This window comes from Butyricicoccus intestinisimiae, assembly GCF_018918345.1.
Lineage (GTDB): Bacteria > Bacillota > Clostridia > Oscillospirales > Butyricicoccaceae > Butyricicoccus_A > Butyricicoccus_A intestinisimiae.
This window is the reverse complement of sequence record NZ_JAHLQI010000002.1, coordinates 202,030-217,294: the sequence shown is the minus strand read 5'-3', so window position 1 is coordinate 217,294 and position 15,265 is coordinate 202,030. Positions and strand designations below refer to the sequence as shown.

14 protein-coding genes and 1 other RNA gene are annotated in these 15,265 nt (G+C 55.1%); 12 read left to right on the top strand and 3 right to left on the bottom strand.

All coding sequences use genetic code 11. The features are described 5' to 3' along the window. The first annotated feature begins 3 nt into the window (after window positions 1-3). From KQI75_RS04425 to KQI75_RS04410, 4 genes are all read left to right on the top strand, one after another. The gene (locus KQI75_RS04425; RefSeq protein WP_216469528.1) at window positions 4-591 is read left to right on the top strand and encodes an HAD-IB family phosphatase; all 588 of its coding nucleotides are present in this window, start codon (window positions 4-6) and stop codon (window positions 589-591) included. Between the two features lie 224 nt (window positions 592-815). Next, window positions 816-1,379, top strand: coding sequence for a DUF3793 family protein (locus KQI75_RS04420; RefSeq protein ID WP_216469527.1), 564 nt, complete (start codon window positions 816-818; stop codon window positions 1,377-1,379). 184 nt (window positions 1,380-1,563) lie between these two features. Continuing rightward, window positions 1,564-3,009 carry a phage tail tip lysozyme gene (locus KQI75_RS04415; RefSeq protein ID WP_216469526.1) on the top strand — a complete coding sequence of 482 codons (1,446 nt, stop codon included), beginning with the start codon at window positions 1,564-1,566 and terminating at the stop codon, window positions 3,007-3,009. A gap of 63 nt (window positions 3,010-3,072) precedes the next feature. Beyond that, the gene (locus KQI75_RS04410) at window positions 3,073-3,630 is read left to right on the top strand and encodes an inorganic diphosphatase (RefSeq protein ID WP_216469525.1); all 558 of its coding nucleotides are present in this window, start codon (window positions 3,073-3,075) and stop codon (window positions 3,628-3,630) included. A 41-nt stretch (window positions 3,631-3,671) separates the two neighbouring features. On the opposite strand, the gene KQI75_RS04405 is transcribed toward KQI75_RS04410, so the two are convergent. Beyond that, window positions 3,672-3,992: a hypothetical protein gene (locus tag KQI75_RS04405; RefSeq protein ID WP_216469524.1), complete on the bottom strand. Its 321-nt coding sequence runs from the start codon at window positions 3,990-3,992 to the stop codon at window positions 3,672-3,674. Between the two features lie 198 nt (window positions 3,993-4,190). Between KQI75_RS04405 and KQI75_RS04400 the strand changes: the two genes are divergently transcribed. The 6 genes from KQI75_RS04400 to KQI75_RS04375 all read left to right on the top strand — a co-directional run bounded on the left by KQI75_RS04400 (window position 4,191) and on the right by KQI75_RS04375 (window position 11,004). After that, window positions 4,191-6,650, top strand: a complete 2,460-nt coding sequence (locus KQI75_RS04400; RefSeq protein ID WP_216469523.1) for a transglycosylase domain-containing protein — start codon at window positions 4,191-4,193, stop codon at window positions 6,648-6,650. Between the two features lie 92 nt (window positions 6,651-6,742). After that, window positions 6,743-7,009, top strand: an RNA gene (gene ffs / locus KQI75_RS04395) — signal recognition particle sRNA large type. A gap of 88 nt (window positions 7,010-7,097) precedes the next feature. Then, window positions 7,098-8,714, top strand: coding sequence for a DNA polymerase III subunit gamma/tau (dnaX, locus tag KQI75_RS04390; RefSeq protein ID WP_216469522.1), 1,617 nt, complete (start codon window positions 7,098-7,100; stop codon window positions 8,712-8,714). 16 nt (window positions 8,715-8,730) lie between these two features. Continuing rightward, complete coding sequence (locus tag KQI75_RS04385) at window positions 8,731-9,090, top strand: YbaB/EbfC family nucleoid-associated protein (RefSeq protein ID WP_216469521.1); 360 nt, start codon at window positions 8,731-8,733, stop codon at window positions 9,088-9,090. A gap of 6 nt (window positions 9,091-9,096) precedes the next feature. Continuing rightward, window positions 9,097-9,699 carry a recombination mediator RecR gene (gene recR, locus KQI75_RS04380; RefSeq protein WP_216469520.1) on the top strand — a complete coding sequence of 201 codons (603 nt, stop codon included), beginning with the start codon at window positions 9,097-9,099 and terminating at the stop codon, window positions 9,697-9,699. A 129-nt stretch (window positions 9,700-9,828) separates the two neighbouring features. Next, window positions 9,829-11,004 (top strand): MFS transporter, encoded by a 1,176-nt coding sequence (locus KQI75_RS04375; RefSeq protein ID WP_216469519.1) that lies wholly within the window; start codon window positions 9,829-9,831, stop codon window positions 11,002-11,004. A 64-nt stretch (window positions 11,005-11,068) separates the two neighbouring features. On the opposite strand, the gene KQI75_RS04370 is transcribed toward KQI75_RS04375, so the two are convergent. After that, the gene (locus KQI75_RS04370) at window positions 11,069-11,497 is read right to left on the bottom strand and encodes an Hsp20/alpha crystallin family protein (protein ID WP_216469518.1); all 429 of its coding nucleotides are present in this window, start codon (window positions 11,495-11,497) and stop codon (window positions 11,069-11,071) included. 255 nt (window positions 11,498-11,752) lie between these two features. Further along, window positions 11,753-12,625, bottom strand: a complete 873-nt coding sequence (locus KQI75_RS04365; RefSeq protein ID WP_216469517.1) for a helix-turn-helix domain-containing protein — start codon at window positions 12,623-12,625, stop codon at window positions 11,753-11,755. A gap of 258 nt (window positions 12,626-12,883) precedes the next feature. Between KQI75_RS04365 and KQI75_RS04360 the strand changes: the two genes are divergently transcribed. Together KQI75_RS04360 and KQI75_RS04355 are read left to right on the top strand one after the other, a co-directional pair. Further along, window positions 12,884-13,816 (top strand): sugar phosphate isomerase/epimerase family protein, encoded by a 933-nt coding sequence (locus tag KQI75_RS04360; RefSeq protein WP_216469516.1) that lies wholly within the window; start codon window positions 12,884-12,886, stop codon window positions 13,814-13,816. Between the two features lie 58 nt (window positions 13,817-13,874). Then, entirely contained in the window at window positions 13,875-15,056 is a 1,182-nt protein-coding gene (locus KQI75_RS04355; protein WP_216469515.1) for a Gfo/Idh/MocA family protein, read from the top strand. Window positions 15,057-15,265 lie beyond the last annotated feature (209 nt).

Below are 15,265 nucleotides of genomic sequence, written 5' to 3'. Positions count from 1 at the left end.
CAGATGAACGTATACGATTTTGACCAGACCATCTATCACGGTGACAGCACGGTGGATTTTTATTTATACTGCGTCCGGCACAGACCGCTGATGATATACAGCTGGCCGGGAACGGCGGCAGCATTTGTGCTGTATCAGGCGAAAATTATCAATAAAACGCAGTTTAAGCGGCAGATGTATCAGTTCCTGCGCGCGGTCGGCGACACCGAACAGCTCGTGGAGAAATTCTGGGACAGCCACATCAAAAAAATCAAGTCGTGGTATCGCAACGACACCCAGCGCGCGGACGATGTCATTATTTCCGCGTCGCCGGAATTTCTGCTGCGCCCTGCCTGCAGGCGGCTGGGCATTGCGCATTTGATGGCGTCGCGCGTGGATGCGCACACCGGCGCCTATACCGGCGTCAACTGCTGGGGCGAGGAAAAAGTTCGCCGCTTCCGTGAGAAATTCGGAGACGCACAGATTGAGACCTTTTATTCCGACTCGCTGTCGGATTCGCCGCTCGCGGAAATCGCGCAAAAAGCGTGGATTGTTCGCGGCGACGAGCGCATTGATTGGGATGAATGGGCGCGCAAAAAGAAGAAAAAATAAGCACACACAAACATGCCTTTTGCCGGATGGAGAGGGCATGTTTTGCTATATCCTTGCGCATAACGGGTTGACAACGCACAAAATATCTGGTATTCTACATAGAGGTTAGCAAAGACTAATACCTGCGCTGGCATATGCCGGCGCTTGTTTTTGACGAGCGGTTAGCGATAACTAATGTATACCGTCCGCCGCGCGCGGAGATACTGGACAGGGAGGACATGGCTATGAAACAACAACTGGAGCAGGAGCTGATTGATTGGTGCGCGCCAACGCTTGCCGGCCTCAAGCCCGCCAATTTGTTCCGCTGTCCGGCGTCACCGGCATTGTTTCACTCCATTCGGGAGTGGAACGAGAAGCTCAAGCCGTTTGGGCTGCGCATCCGCGTGATGAAGTGGTGCCGACGCACAAAAAGCTGCCTGATTTATGTGTGCCGCTGGGATTGGATTTGTCGGGAGGTGCAGCGCAAAGACGTCCGCGTGTTTTTGCGGCAGTGCGGCTATGACCTGTCCGGCGGCATGGAGTCGGTTATTTGCCAGCTGGCGCGGAGATTGTGCCTGCAGGCGGATTTCCCGCACGAAATCGGCATTTTTCTCGGCTATCCGCTGCGCGATGTGGTGGGATTTATCTGCAACAAGGGACAGAATTACTCGTGCTGCGGACACTGGAAAAGCTATGGAGATGCCGAACAGGCGCAGCAGACATTTGACGCATACAAAAAATGCACCGCGTGCTATCAGCACCTGTATGAGAAGGGCGTGCCCCTGCTCGAGCTCATCGCGGCGGCATAACCGCATCCATCCTCTGCACGGCGTGCAGAGGATTTGTTTCCGCCCGGCAGCGGAGATAAAAAATCGGTTACAAAACGTTTACAAAACGGATAAAGTGTGATACGATACAGACATTCGGAGAAATGAATATAGATTCATTTCTCCGAATGTCCAAATGAAAGGCAATGGAAAAGGAGAAAAACAAATGGAACAGGTAAAACGGTTCGGCGCCGGAGTGCTGGCGTCTGTTTTGGCGGTGAGCATGCTGCAAACGATGGTATTTGCAGTGGATACCGCGCCGGACAAACAGAAAATCGCGGGCTTTGTACAGGCGGGACAGGAGATTGGAGAGGTATCCTTCACGCTTGGTCAGGAGGAGAGCGAACTGACGGCGCAGATGCCGCAGACCATTTCGGTATCTGCGGAGGACGGCTCGGAGCAGCAGCTGCCGGTCACCTGGATGACACAGGCGGACTACGCGAACAGCGATGATTTCTACTATGCGTTTGTCCCGCAGTGGGATGCCGATACATACGACGTGGCACCGGACGCAGAGGTGCCGTATATTCTGGCACAGCGCACGGACGCAACCGTCATGGAGCAGGACGGCGTTCGCTCCATGAATGTCGAGGCCTCCGGTGCGAATGCAACGGCGATTTTCAAGTTCTTCGTCAATACCATGAACTATTCCTCTGCGGCTGCCTGCGGCGTGCTCGCGAACATCAAGGCAGAATCCAACTTTAATCCGCATTGCTATGGCGACAACGGCACGAGCTACGGCATTTGCCAGTGGCACAATTCCCGTTTTACGGCGCTGAAAAATTGGTGCAGCCAGAACGGCTATGACTACACCACGCTGAACGGTCAGCTGTATTACCTGAAAAAGGAGCTTTCCGCCAACACGAATACCTACCTGTACAACGGCAAGACCATCAACAACAAGATGCTGACGTACACGGCATCTGCGGACAACGCATACAACGCAGGCTATTACTGGTGCTGTTACTATGAAGTGCCGGCGAACAAGGAGAGCGTGGCAAAGGCGCGCGGCAATGTGGCAAAGAACACGTACTGGCCGGAATTTGGCACGGGTGCGAGCAGCTCCACCTCCGTCAGCTCGATTTTCTCGGATGTCAGCAGCTCGGCATGGTACAAGGATTCCGTGCAGTTTGTCTATGATCACAAGCTGATGACCGGCACCAAGAAAAACACGTTTGCGCCGAACAGCGCACTGACGCGCGCGATGATTGCACAGATTCTGTACGCAAACGCAGGCAGCCCGTCGGTCTCCGGCACGGTTCCGTTTAAGGATGTCTCCTCCTCCGCGTGGTATTACAACGCGGTGCGCTGGGCATACAAAACCAAGCTCATGTCCGGCATGAGCAGCACCAAATTTGCACCGAATGACAATCTGACCCATGAGCAGCTGGCGGTTGTCCTGCACAATCATGCGGGCAAGCCGAGCGGCGGAAGCATGCCGAATTATTCCGACGCGAAGAATGTCAGCTCTTGGGCGAAGAACGCCGTGAAGTGGGCAAACGGCAAGGGTCTGCTCGGCTACGTCTCCCTCGAGGGCGCAAAGAGCTACGGCCCGCAGAAGGCAGCCCTGCGCAGCGAAACCGCATACAACATGTATAAATACCTTGGCTGACAGCCGATTCTGTGGTATAATATAAGTTGATGTGAATGCTACCGTGAAAAGGGAGGGATTTGTATGAATATTTGGCATGATATGCATCCGGATCTGATCCGAAAGGAAGAGTATACCGTTTTCACGGCGAACAGCATGGGTTCCACCGCTGTGCTTGCCTTTGACGGCAGCACGGGGCTGCTGCAGCTGGAGCACCTGAGCGATCCGTATGTCGCGGCGCCGAACAACACCGGCTATCTGCCGCGCACCTATACAGAAAATGGTATGCCGGTTGAAACCGTGATTTTGTGCTCGCGCCCGCTGCCGCCGATGACGCTGGTGCGCTGCCGTCCGGTCGGACTGATTACCCTGCATTTGGACGGGGGAGAACAGCGAAAGATGCTGCTGTCCGCCGCCTGTGCGGATGCGTTTTGGAGCGCCTGCCTGACCGTGGAGGAAATTCCGACGGCAGACCGCAAGGCTTTGGTGCGCTATCTGCGCTATGACCAGCAGGTTGTCGGCAAACCGGCGACTTCCGTCACCTTTGACAATCTGGACGCGGCGGAAGCGTATATGGAGAACTGCCAGCAGCAGTATTTGATGCGCTATTGCGGCGCGGTGACAATTCAAGACAACGACTGATACAAAGACCGGAGAGAGACAATCTCTCCGGTTTTTTTGTGTCAGCTGTCAAAGTCCTCCAGAAAGGACGTCAGATCCTGCTCGGAGTACAGCGGGAATCCGCGCTGCATGAGGGCTTGGTCGTATTCACGCAGGGAGGACAGGCGGATATCGGTTACGATGGCGGCGGTGTCGGAGCCATACGGATACACGGCGAGCACGCCGTTTTTTTGTGCACGAACCAGATACAGCGGCTGGTCGCTTTGTTGCTGTGATGAAATAGCACTTGACGTGTCTGGAGTGGGTGCTTTGACGATCTGCCACAGCAGCAGCCCGAACAGGACGGCACAGCTTACAGACAGCACGGCGATGATTCGTTTCATGAGAGCGTTCCCCCTATTTCTTCTCCTGAAAAACAGAAGAATTCACCAAAAATCTTGTTCCGTTTCTCACAGTTTTTCCGAAAATTTAAGGAATATACTGGCAAAATCGAACTTTGGGTAGATTTCTAGGTAAATTGTGGTATAATATGAACAACTATGTTTTGAATGGTCGAGAGCAGCAGCACAGGAGGAGTAAACTTGGCAAACAAACGCAGGAAAAAACGCAAGGCTGGCAAAGTCGGCTTTGTACTACTGACGTTGTTTTTAATCGGCATGACAACAGCGGCAATGTGCCTTGGCGCATTTGTCCTGTATTTAAATTTTGTCATCAAACCGGAAGCGGATCTGGACATCAACGGTCTGTCGATGAAATTTAACAGCGTTATTTATTACAACGATGACGATGGGCAGCAGCAGACCCTGCAAAAGCTCGCCAGTCAGGAAAATCGCGAATGGGTCGGCAAGGATGACATTCCGGAGTATCTTTCCAAGGCATTCGTGTCCATTGAGGATCAGCGGTTTTATGAGCACAAGGGTGTGGACTGGAAGCGAACCTTCGGTGCCGCCGTGCACTGGATTTTGCCGGGCGGCAACAGCTACGGCGGTTCGACCATCACCCAGCAGCTGGTGAAAAACATGACCGAGGACAATGATTACTCCGTCAAGCGCAAGGTCACGGAGATTATGCGCGCGCTGACGCTGGAAAAAAAGGTCGACGACAAGGAGACGATTCTTGAGCTGTATATGAACATCATTTACTTCGGCAAGAACGCATACGGCGTACAGACGGCGTCCAAGACCTATTTCAACAAGCCGGTAGACCAGCTGGATCTCGCGGAGTGTGCTCTGATTGCGGGTCTGACGCAGAATCCGGCGGCATACAATCCGTTTAAGTATCCGGACGCCGCCAAGGAGCGGCAGAAGGCCGTGCTGTATAAGATGTACGAGCAGGGCTATATTTCCAAGAGCGAATACGACCAAGCCGTTAACGAGCAGCTGCAGTATCACGAAAATACGGAGGCACAGCAGCAGAAAAAGGCGTACTCGTACTTTACCGACATGGTTATTACGGACGTTGTCAACGATTTGCAGAGCCAGCTCGGCTACTCCGAGACCTATGCGCGGTCTCTCGTGACGAGCGGCGGACTGTCCATCTATGCGACTGTGGATAAGGACGTACAGGACACGATGGAAAGCGTATTTGAAAACAGCAGCAACTTCCCGAGCATTTCTGAGGATGGCGTCAAGCCGCAGGCGGCGATGATGGTTGTCGACCCGAAAACCGGACATATTCTCGGCGTTGTGGGCGGCCGCGGTGAAAAGACCGAGAGTCTGGTGCTCAACCGCGCAACGCAGTCCAAGCGTTCGCCGGGTTCCTCGCTCAAGCCGCTGGCGACCTATGCGCCGGCGCTGGATCAGGGACTGATTACCCCGTATTCCGTGCTGACGGATATGCCGGTGTTCAACAACAACGGCAAGGCGTGGCCGCGCAACGAAAACCGCACCTACGCCGGTCAGACGACAATTATGCAGGCGGTTGCGGATTCCACCAACACCATTGCGGTCAGTGTCATGGATAAGCTGACGCCGCAGTCCGCGTATAATTTCCTGACACAGAAGCTGGGCTTCACCTCGCTGAGCAAGAGCGATATTGACTATGCGCCGATGGCGCTGGGCGGCTTGACCGACGGCGTAACCGTGCGCGAAATGGCACAGGGCTATACGGCTCTGGCAAATTATGGAGAGTATTCCAGCGCCGTCAGCTACACCAAGGTCGTGGACGCAAACGGCGAGACGATTCTGTCCAATGAGGACAATCAGCCGACACAGATTTTCGAGCATCCGGAGTTCACCCCGTACTATGTCAACGATTTGCTGACCAATGTTGTGGAAAACGGCACCGGCAAGCTCGCCGCCATTGACGGCATGGATGTCGCAGGCAAGACCGGTACGACAACCGACAACAAGGACCGCTGGTTTGCGGGTTACACGCCATACTATGTCGGCGTGTGCTGGTTTGGTTACGATGAGGGCTATGGCCTGCCGACGCTCAAGCCGAATCCGGCGCTGGCGCTCTGGTCGGACGTCATGGACGAGCTGCACGAGGACAAGGAAAACAAACGCTTTGACGAGCCGAATGAAGATGACTTTGTCGAGGCAGAATATTGTCTGGACAGCGGCATGGCGCCGAGCAAGGCGTGCTATTCCGATGTGCGCGGCAGCCGTGTGGCAACCGGCAAGTTCTATAAGGACGATGTGCCGGAGGAAGAATGCACGATGCACAAGTGGCGCACGAACAGCCAGTCGCTGCTGGATTTGACGCGCAAATTCCCGATTGGCGTCACGGTGACCGATGAGTATTACTGCTTCAGCGGAAGCAACGACCCGATCGGTGAGGGTCAGCGCGTATCCAGCCCGAATGGACATTACAGCTTCCGGAGAACCGGTTCGACCAACAACCGCACGGACAGCTCCAATTCGAGCAGGCGGCGCAGGCGCACCACCACCGGTGACACGACAACACGCACGGACACCGGCACGGATACGGATACCGACACCGACACAGGCACCGACACCGGAACAACGACGGATCCGACCGAAACGACCGAGCATGTCCGCAGACAAATCCAAGAGTGGTGGGAAAATCAAGCCGGATAAAAAGATTCGCGCAATCACGCAATAAATACATTGCATTGACAACGAGAATATAGTATAATAATTTTGCATTGGGAAAACGATGTTCCGCATGGCTGCGCTAGCCGGGACGGTAGCGGTGTCCTGTACCTGCAATCCGCTATAGCAGGGGTGAATGCCTCCTATGCGGGCTGTGCGCGTATTGTTTGACCTGTGCTGAAGGATGATGAAGATTCGGTCCTTCGCAACAGTGGACTGTGAACCATGTCAGGCGGGGAACCGAGCAGCATTAAGCAGAACCCATTGTGTGCCGCAGGAATGCCGAGTCCGAGTCCAACAGTACAGGTACCAGATATGGCACGCAGTTCAACGGGAGGGCGCGGTCATGCGGAGCATCGTTCCATGCAAGATGCAAGGAATGTAAACGGGCAATTTCGATTGCCCGTTTTTCCAACTTTGGGAGGGAAATGCATGTATCAGGCATTGTACCGCAAATGGCGGCCGACGAAATTTGCCGATGTGGTCGGACAGCGGCACATCACAGATACGCTTCGCGCGCAGCTGGAAAGCGGACGCCTGTCCCATGCCTATCTGTTCACCGGCACGCGCGGCACCGGCAAGACGACCTGTGCGAAAATTCTGGCGCGCGCGGTCAACTGCACCAACTTGCAGGCGGGTGACCCGTGCGGCACCTGTCCGGCGTGCCGCGGCATCATGGACGGCAGCATTCTGGACGTTGTCGAGATTGACGCAGCGTCCAACAACGGCGTAGACAACATCCGCGACATTCGCGACGAAGTGCGGTATGCACCGGCGTCCGTCAAAAAGCGCGTGTACATCATCGACGAGGTACATATGCTGTCGCAGGGCGCGTTCAATGCGCTGCTCAAGACGCTGGAAGAGCCGCCGGAGCATGTGCTGTTTATTCTGGCAACAACGGAAATCAATAAAGTACCGGCAACGATTCTCTCGCGCTGTCAGCGGTTTGACTTCCGCCGCATTGCGCCGCATGACATTGCGGTGCGGCTCAAGGAAATCGCGGAGGAAGAAGCGATTCCGCTGACCGACAGCGGCGCGCGCATGATTGCGCGGCTGGCGGACGGCGCGATGCGCGATGCGCTGTCCATTCTCGACCGCGCGGCAGCAGGCAGCGGCGAGCCGATTGACGAGGAACGCGTGGCTGCCGGTGTCGGCATTCTGGCGGGCGATACCGCCGTCGATTTGATGCGGCATATTCTGGCGGGCGATTTGACCGCCGCGATGCAGCAGCTCGGAGAGAGCTACACCGCAGGCAGAGAGCTGGGCGCTGTGCTCGACCAGTTGCTCGGACTCATTCGGGATATGCTGCTGGTCAAGACGAGCAGGCAGGATGTTTCCGCTCTGCTGTCTCCGGCGTATTCGTACCAGACCGTACAGCAGCTGTGCGGGCAGATACCGGCTTCGCGCCTGCTCGCGTACACAAAAATTTTGCAGGAATCGCTGCTGCGCATTCCGCACGCGGCAAACCGCCGCATTGAAGCGGAGCTGTGTGTGGTTCGGCTGTGTGAGCTGACGGCAGACGATTATGACACGCTGAGCGGCCGCGTGGATGCGCTGGAAGAAAAGCTGGCGCATGGCATCGTGGCAGCGGCACCGGCGGCTCGGCAGCAGGCGGAACCGGAGGACGGATTCCCGTCCGATGCAGATGCGCCGCCGCCCGCAGAGGACGAGCTGCCGCCGATGGCACAGCAAAAGCCGTCTGCACCGCCCAAAAAGCTGGAGAGCAGCCCGCAGTGGAATGACATCACGATGGCAACAAAGAGCTTGCTGCCGATGAGCAAATTCGCCCAGCTGACGATGGCGAAGGGTGTCATTTCCGGAAAAGAATTGTATGTGCTGTGTGATGACCCGTTTACCTGCGACTTGTGCAATGAAACCATCGTCAAGCAGGCACTGGCAAAGGCGGCGCAGCAGGTAACCGGAAAAAATTTGCGCATCAAAGTATTGGAAGAAAGCAGCATCGGCACGCTTTCCACGAAAGCGAACCCTGTGGATGAGGTCATTCGCAGAGCCGGTGAACTGAATATAAATGTTGAGATCAACGATTGAAACAGGAGGAACAACAATGGCTAGAAAGTTTAACGGATATGGCAGAGGCGGCGCCGGCATGGGCGGCGGCATGAACATGAGCGCGATGATTAAAAAGGCGCAGAAGATGCAGGAAGAAATGGTCAAGGCACAGGAGGAGCTGGGCAACAAGGAATACACCGCGACCGCAGGCGGCGGCGCAGTGACCGCTGTTGTCAAGGGCTCCAACAATCTGGTCAGCCTCAAGCTGGATCCGGAAGCAGTGGATCCGGATGATGTAGAAATGCTGCAGGATCTCATCGTCACTGCGGTCAATCAGGCACTTAAGCAGGCAGACGAGGAGAGCGCAGCCATCATGAAGCAGGCAACCGGCGGCGGTATGCCGGGACTGTTTTAATTGTCCATGAATTATTTTGCACCATCTGTCGAAACGCTGATTGATGAGTTTTCCAAGCTCCCCGGCATCGGGCGCAAGACGGCGCAGCGGTTGGCGTTTCACATTTTAAATCTGCCCAAAGAGGACGCGGACAAGCTCGCGCAGGCGATTACCGCCGCGAAAAACACAATTCATCTGTGTCCTGTGTGTCAGAACCTGACGGATGAAGAGCTGTGCCCGATTTGCGCGGATCCGGCACGGGATCACAAGACGATTTGCGTCGTGGCAGACCCGAAGGACGTGCTGGCGTTTGAAAAGACGCGCGAATATCAGGGGCTGTATCATGTGCTGCACGGCACGATTTCTCCGCTCAACCATGTCGGACCGGATGATTTGAGCATTCGGGAGCTGCTGCATCGCGTGGCAGAGGAGGACATCGAAGAAGTGATTCTGGCGACCAATCCGGACACGGAGGGCGAAGCGACGGCGATGTATTTGGCACGGCTGCTCAAGCCGTTTCACATTCGCGTCAGCCGCCTTGCATACGGCATTCCGGTTGGCGGACAGCTGGAGTATATCGACGAAGTGACGCTGATGCGCGCACTGGACGGCAGACACAATATCGAGTAAACCAAAAAGCGGACTTCTCGGGAAGTCCGCTTTTTTTGTGCAAGAATTTGGCGTGATAAGGCATAGCCGAACACGTGCATCCCGTGGTATAATCCAGATATCACTGGTAAAGAAACGGGAGGAAAATTTATGGGAAAACCATCTGTCATGCGGGAGATGCCGAGGGCACACCGCTATTTGATGCAGGACATTTTTCTGGCGTATCTGGCGATGGGTATTTATCTGACGCTGATCGGCTCGGCACTGCCGTCCATCAAAGCGGAATACCACATCAGCTATCAGGTCGGCGGCTGGATGATGTCCGCGCAGCAAATCGGGTATCTGGCGATGGGCATTGGGGTCAGTCTGGCGGCAAGACGCTTGGGCGCCAAGTGCACGTATCTGTTTTTTGGCGCGCTGGCGTTTGTCGGTCTGGCAATCATGATGGTGTCCGGCAATCCGGTGCTGTTAATTTTTGCCATGCTGCTGACCGGCATTTGCAAGGGCAGCACCGCGAACATCGGCAATCAAATCACCAGCATGGTGTCCAACAATGACAGCAGCCTGCTCAATCTGGCACAGGCGTTTTTTGCCGTTGGCGCCTGCGCGGCACCGCTCATCATGATGGTGTGCGGCACGTCTTGGCGCATGGCGTTCGGCATCACGATTGCGATCGGCATCATCTCGCTGCTGCACGGCGTGCGCACGCAGATTGGACCGGATGCGTTTTGCGTGCAGGAACCGACAGGAAAAATCGACTGGGGATTTTTGAAGCAGGGCATTTTTTGGATTTGCAGTGTGCTGCTGCTGTGCTATCTCGCATTTGAAGCGTCGGTTATCGGCTGGCTCGTGACCTTTTTCATCGACTCCGGTGCAGCGGATGCGCAGACCGCGCAGCTGCTTGCCACGGCGCTGTGGGGCGCGCTGCTCATCGGGCGGTTCGCCAGCGCATGGTTCGCCACACGCTTTTCGCCGCAGCACATGATTTGCGTCATGACAATCGGAACCGCCGTCTGCTTTTCCGTCATGATGTGCAGCCACTCGCTGGTTCCGATGGCGATTGGCACGTTCGGCATCGGTCTGTTCATCGCGGGCATGTACGGCACAACGCTGGGCGGCAGTGACAACCTGATTGGGCGGTATCCGATGTGCATGGGCATGTTTATCGTCATTCCCGGCGTCGGCGCCGCTGTCACGCAAAGCGTCATCGGCGTCATTGCCGATCAAATCGGCATCCGCGGCGGCATGTACGTGCTGTATGTGCTCATCGCGCTCATGCTGCTTTCGACCGTGCTGTTTGTCGCGCACGGCAGGAAAAAATCATAAACAAAAAGGTACGCAGCTCATCGCTGCGTACCTTTTTTCATGAATGATATGGAAAAGAGAAGGCTTACTCAATCATAATCTTCTTGGATTCCGGCAGAACCTGCTGTGCTTTCGGCAGCGTCAGCTCCAGAACACCGTCCTTGTAGGAAGCGGTGATGGCGTTTTCATCAATGCCGGAGACATCAAAGCTGCGGCGGAACGAGCCGTAACGGCGTTCGCGGCGGATGTATTCGCCCTTGTCGTTTTTCTCGTCCTCGTTCTCGGTGTGCTGGGCAGTAATGGTCAGAATACCATCCTTGACATCCAGCTGAATGTCTTCCTTGTTAAAGCCCGGCAGCTCAGCTTCTAAGATGTACTTGTCATCTACTGCGCGAATGTCGGTGCGGAAGTCCGGCAGATCAACATTGCTGTTGCCGAAGAAGTTCTTTTCAAAGTTGTCAAATGCGTCAAACCAATTGTGGTTGTTGTAATCAAACGGTACCATGCCAAACATAATCAATCGTCCTTTCGATAGTCAAATCAGAGAGTTTTTTATTTGTAAACAATTGGCACTCTCGATAGCTGAGTGCTAACAATGGGTGAAATCCTGCTGCATCTTAGCTGCCTTCTTTCTTGCGGAGCCTTCCTCTTTGGTGCTCCTCTCTTGAACTGACTATAGTATAGGCCGCAGTTATGAAAAAAGATGGCATGATTTGTGAATAAATTGTAAACAATTAGCACTCTGGTGACGAGAGTGCTAAAACACGCCTTACATCTGATTTCGTTCCCCACACAGCGCTTCCAGATACTTTTTCCGGTACTGAATCGGCGTCGTGCCGACAATGCGCGTGAACAGCGAGTTAAAATAGTTGGTGTTGTCGTAGCCCACCATCGTTGCGATGCGGGTGGCGGAATGATCGGTGGAGATGAGCAGGGTCTGCGCCAAGCCGATGCGGCGGCGAATGGCGTATTGAATCGGCGAATAGCCGGTGGCGTCCTTGAAGGTGTGCGCCAGATACGGTACGCTGCATCCGAGCGCGGCGGCGATGTCCTCCAGCTTAAGCGGCTCGGTGTAGTGGGCGTCAATATAGTCCTTGATGCGGCGGGTGAGCAGGGAAGCGGAGCTGCGCACAACGCTGTCCTGCTGGGTGACGGGCATTTGCGCCGCCAGCATGAGCAGAGAGATGCCGAGCGTCTGGGCGGTCAGCTGCTGCGGCGGCGTGCCGTCGTTGAGCGCGAGAATTTGCTCCGCGAGATTGCGCAGAAACGGAAACTGCACCTGCGAGGCGCGGACATGCGGGCTGCTGGACGGAATGCAGTGATTGACGGGCAGCCCGCGAAACTGCACGTTGGAAAAGCCGAAGCAGTACGTGCCGATTTCCACGTCGGTGTTGGACACGACCTCGTGCAGCTCGCCGCAGTTGTAATAAATGAAATCGCCCTCCTGAATCATATAGGAGAAGTCGTTGACGTTGTAGGTGCCGAAGCCGCGGTAGCACAGCAGCAGCTCGCACATGGAGTCGTGCCCGTGCATCGGGCGGTCATGCTTGGCCTTGCCGTAGTCCTGCCGGTTGGCATTGACGAGCACCGGAAGAACGCCGCTTTCGAACACACGGTCGGAAAAGGTCTGGATGTCTTTCATGGTCATACTCCTTCCAAACGAAACAAAACAACAAGATAGTGTAGTGTACAAAAAAATTGCAGCAATTTTGTGCAAAATATCAGGTGAAATTGTCGGTCAAGATACAAGATAATGAAGGTATTTTTTCCAACATTTCGTATAATAGAATCATAACACAGGAACGACAAACCGTCAAAACAAGCTGGTGATACACAAGCTGGCAACAAGATTGTGAGGTTTTCACCAGACCGCGTGAGTATAGAAAAGGAGATTGTACCTATGAGCATGAACATTTGCGGCGCTCCGAGCTGCTGGGGCGTAGACGATCCGAAAAACCCGTATCTGCCGCCTTGGACCCGTGTGCTGTCCGAAGCAAGTCAGGCAGGCTATCGTGCCATCGAGCTTGGCCCTTGGGGCTACATCCCGAACGATGTTGACCTCGTGGCAGAGGAGCTGAACAAGAACGGTCTGGGCATCGTGGTCGGCACCATCTTCCATGATCTGGTAACGCCGGAAAACCAGCCGAGCGTGCTCAAGGCTGTCGATGACATCTGCAAGCTCATCACCGATCCGAAGATGCCGAAGCTGCCGGTACACGAGGGTCAGAAGTGGCCGACGCCGTATCTGACGGTTATGGACTGGGGGCATGACGAGCGCGACTTCAACGCAGGTCATTCCGACCGCGCACCGCGCATGGATGACGAGCAGTGGGCTGCTTTCGTCAAGAACGTGCGCGCTGTCTGCGACAGAGCAAACAGCTGGGGCGTGCGTCCGGTCATTCATCCGCACGCAGGCACCTACATCGAGTTCTCCGATGAAATCGAGCGCATCATGCAGGACATTCCGTATGATGTCTGCGGTCTGTGCTTGGATACCGGCCATCTGTACTACTCCGGCATGGATCCGGTGACCTACCTGAAGAAGTATCAGGACAAGCTGGACTACGTGCACTTCAAGGACGTTGACCAGAAGGTATATGAGGAAGTTTTGGGCGAGCACATCCGCTTCTTTGACGGCTGCGGCAAGGGCGCGATGTGCCCGATCGGCACCGGCGCGCTGGACTATCCGGCAATCAAGCAGGCACTGGAGGACATCGGCTACAGCGGCTACATCACCATCGAGCAGGAGCGCGATCCGCGTAATTCCGACACCTCTCTGCGCGACGTCAAGCGCAGCGTAGACTATCTGAAGTCTGTCGGCTATCACATCTGATTTTTTTGAGAGTTTTCACAGAGAGTTTATAGAAGAAGTTTTTTAGGAGGAAATGACTATGATTAACGGTTCTAAGGTTCTGGATCATCCGATTCGCTGGGCTATGGTTGGCGGCGGCAAGGGCAGCCAGATCGGCTACATTCATCGCTCCGCAGCACTGCGCGACAACAACTTCCAGCTGGTAGCAGGTGCATTCGACATCAATCCGGAGCGCGGCATGGCATTTGCCGCTGAGCTGGGCATTGATCCGGACCGCTGCTATCCGGACTACAAGACCATGTTCGAGAAGGAAGCACAGCGCGAGGACGGCATTGAGGCTGTTTCCATCGCTACTCCGAACAGCGTGCACTATGAAGTGTGCAAGGCTGCTCTGGAAGCCGGCATCCATGTTGTATGCGAGAAGCCGCTGTGCTTCAGCACCGAGGAAGGCGAGGAGCTGGTTGCTCTGGCAAAGAAGAAGAATCTGGTTGTCGGCGTCACCTACGGCTACTCCGGCCATCAGATGATTCAGCAGGCTCGCCAGATGATTAAGAACGGCGATCTGGGCGACATCCGCGTGATCAACATGTCATTTGCGTTCGGCGGCTACAACTACAAAATTGAGGAGACCAATGCGGCTGCAAAGTGGCGCTTTGACCCGAAGAAGGCAGGCCCGTCCTTTGCCATGGCAGACGTTGGCACCCATTGCCTGTACATCATCGAGGCAATGATTCCGGATATGAAGATTGACAAGGTTCTGTGCTCCAAGGATGCTTTCGTAGAAGGCCGTGAGCTGGAGGACAACGCATTCACCCTGATGCGTCTGAACGGTTCCGAGCATGTACAGGAGGGCGCAAAGGTTTACTGCTGGTCCTCTTCCATCAACTGCGGCGCACGCCACGGTCATGTCATCCGTGTTGTTGGTTCCAAGGCTTCCATCGAGTGGGATGATGAGCGTCCGAACCAGATGACTTATGAAATCGAGGGCGAGCCGGTACGCCGTCTGGAGCGTGGCGCAGGCTACCTGTACGAGGAAGCTCGTGTAGAAGACCGTATTGGCGGCGGCCATGCAGAGGGTCTGTTCGAGGCATGGGCAAACCTGTATCGTCGTTTTGCTCTGGCTATCGAGGGCATGAGCAAGGGCGAAGAAGAGTACGGCGACTTCTGGTATCCGGACGTTGAAGCTGGTCTGGCTGGCGTCAAGTGGATTGAGAAGTGCGTAGAGTCCGCAAACAACGGCGAAGTTTGGGTTAAGTACTAAGCAATTACCATCTGTTCCATGATTTTGATATAGCAGGTGTCAGACACCTGCGGAGAGAGTTAGAAAAAGCCCGCGCAGTTTGTTTTTCCCCCTTCTGCGCGGGCGGGAGGAATCCAGAAAACTCCTGCCGGAATCGCGCCGGCAGGGGTCTTTCTGTTGTCTGCGGTTCACACCTGTATCAAATATTTTCGCGCTGCGTCTTGACAATC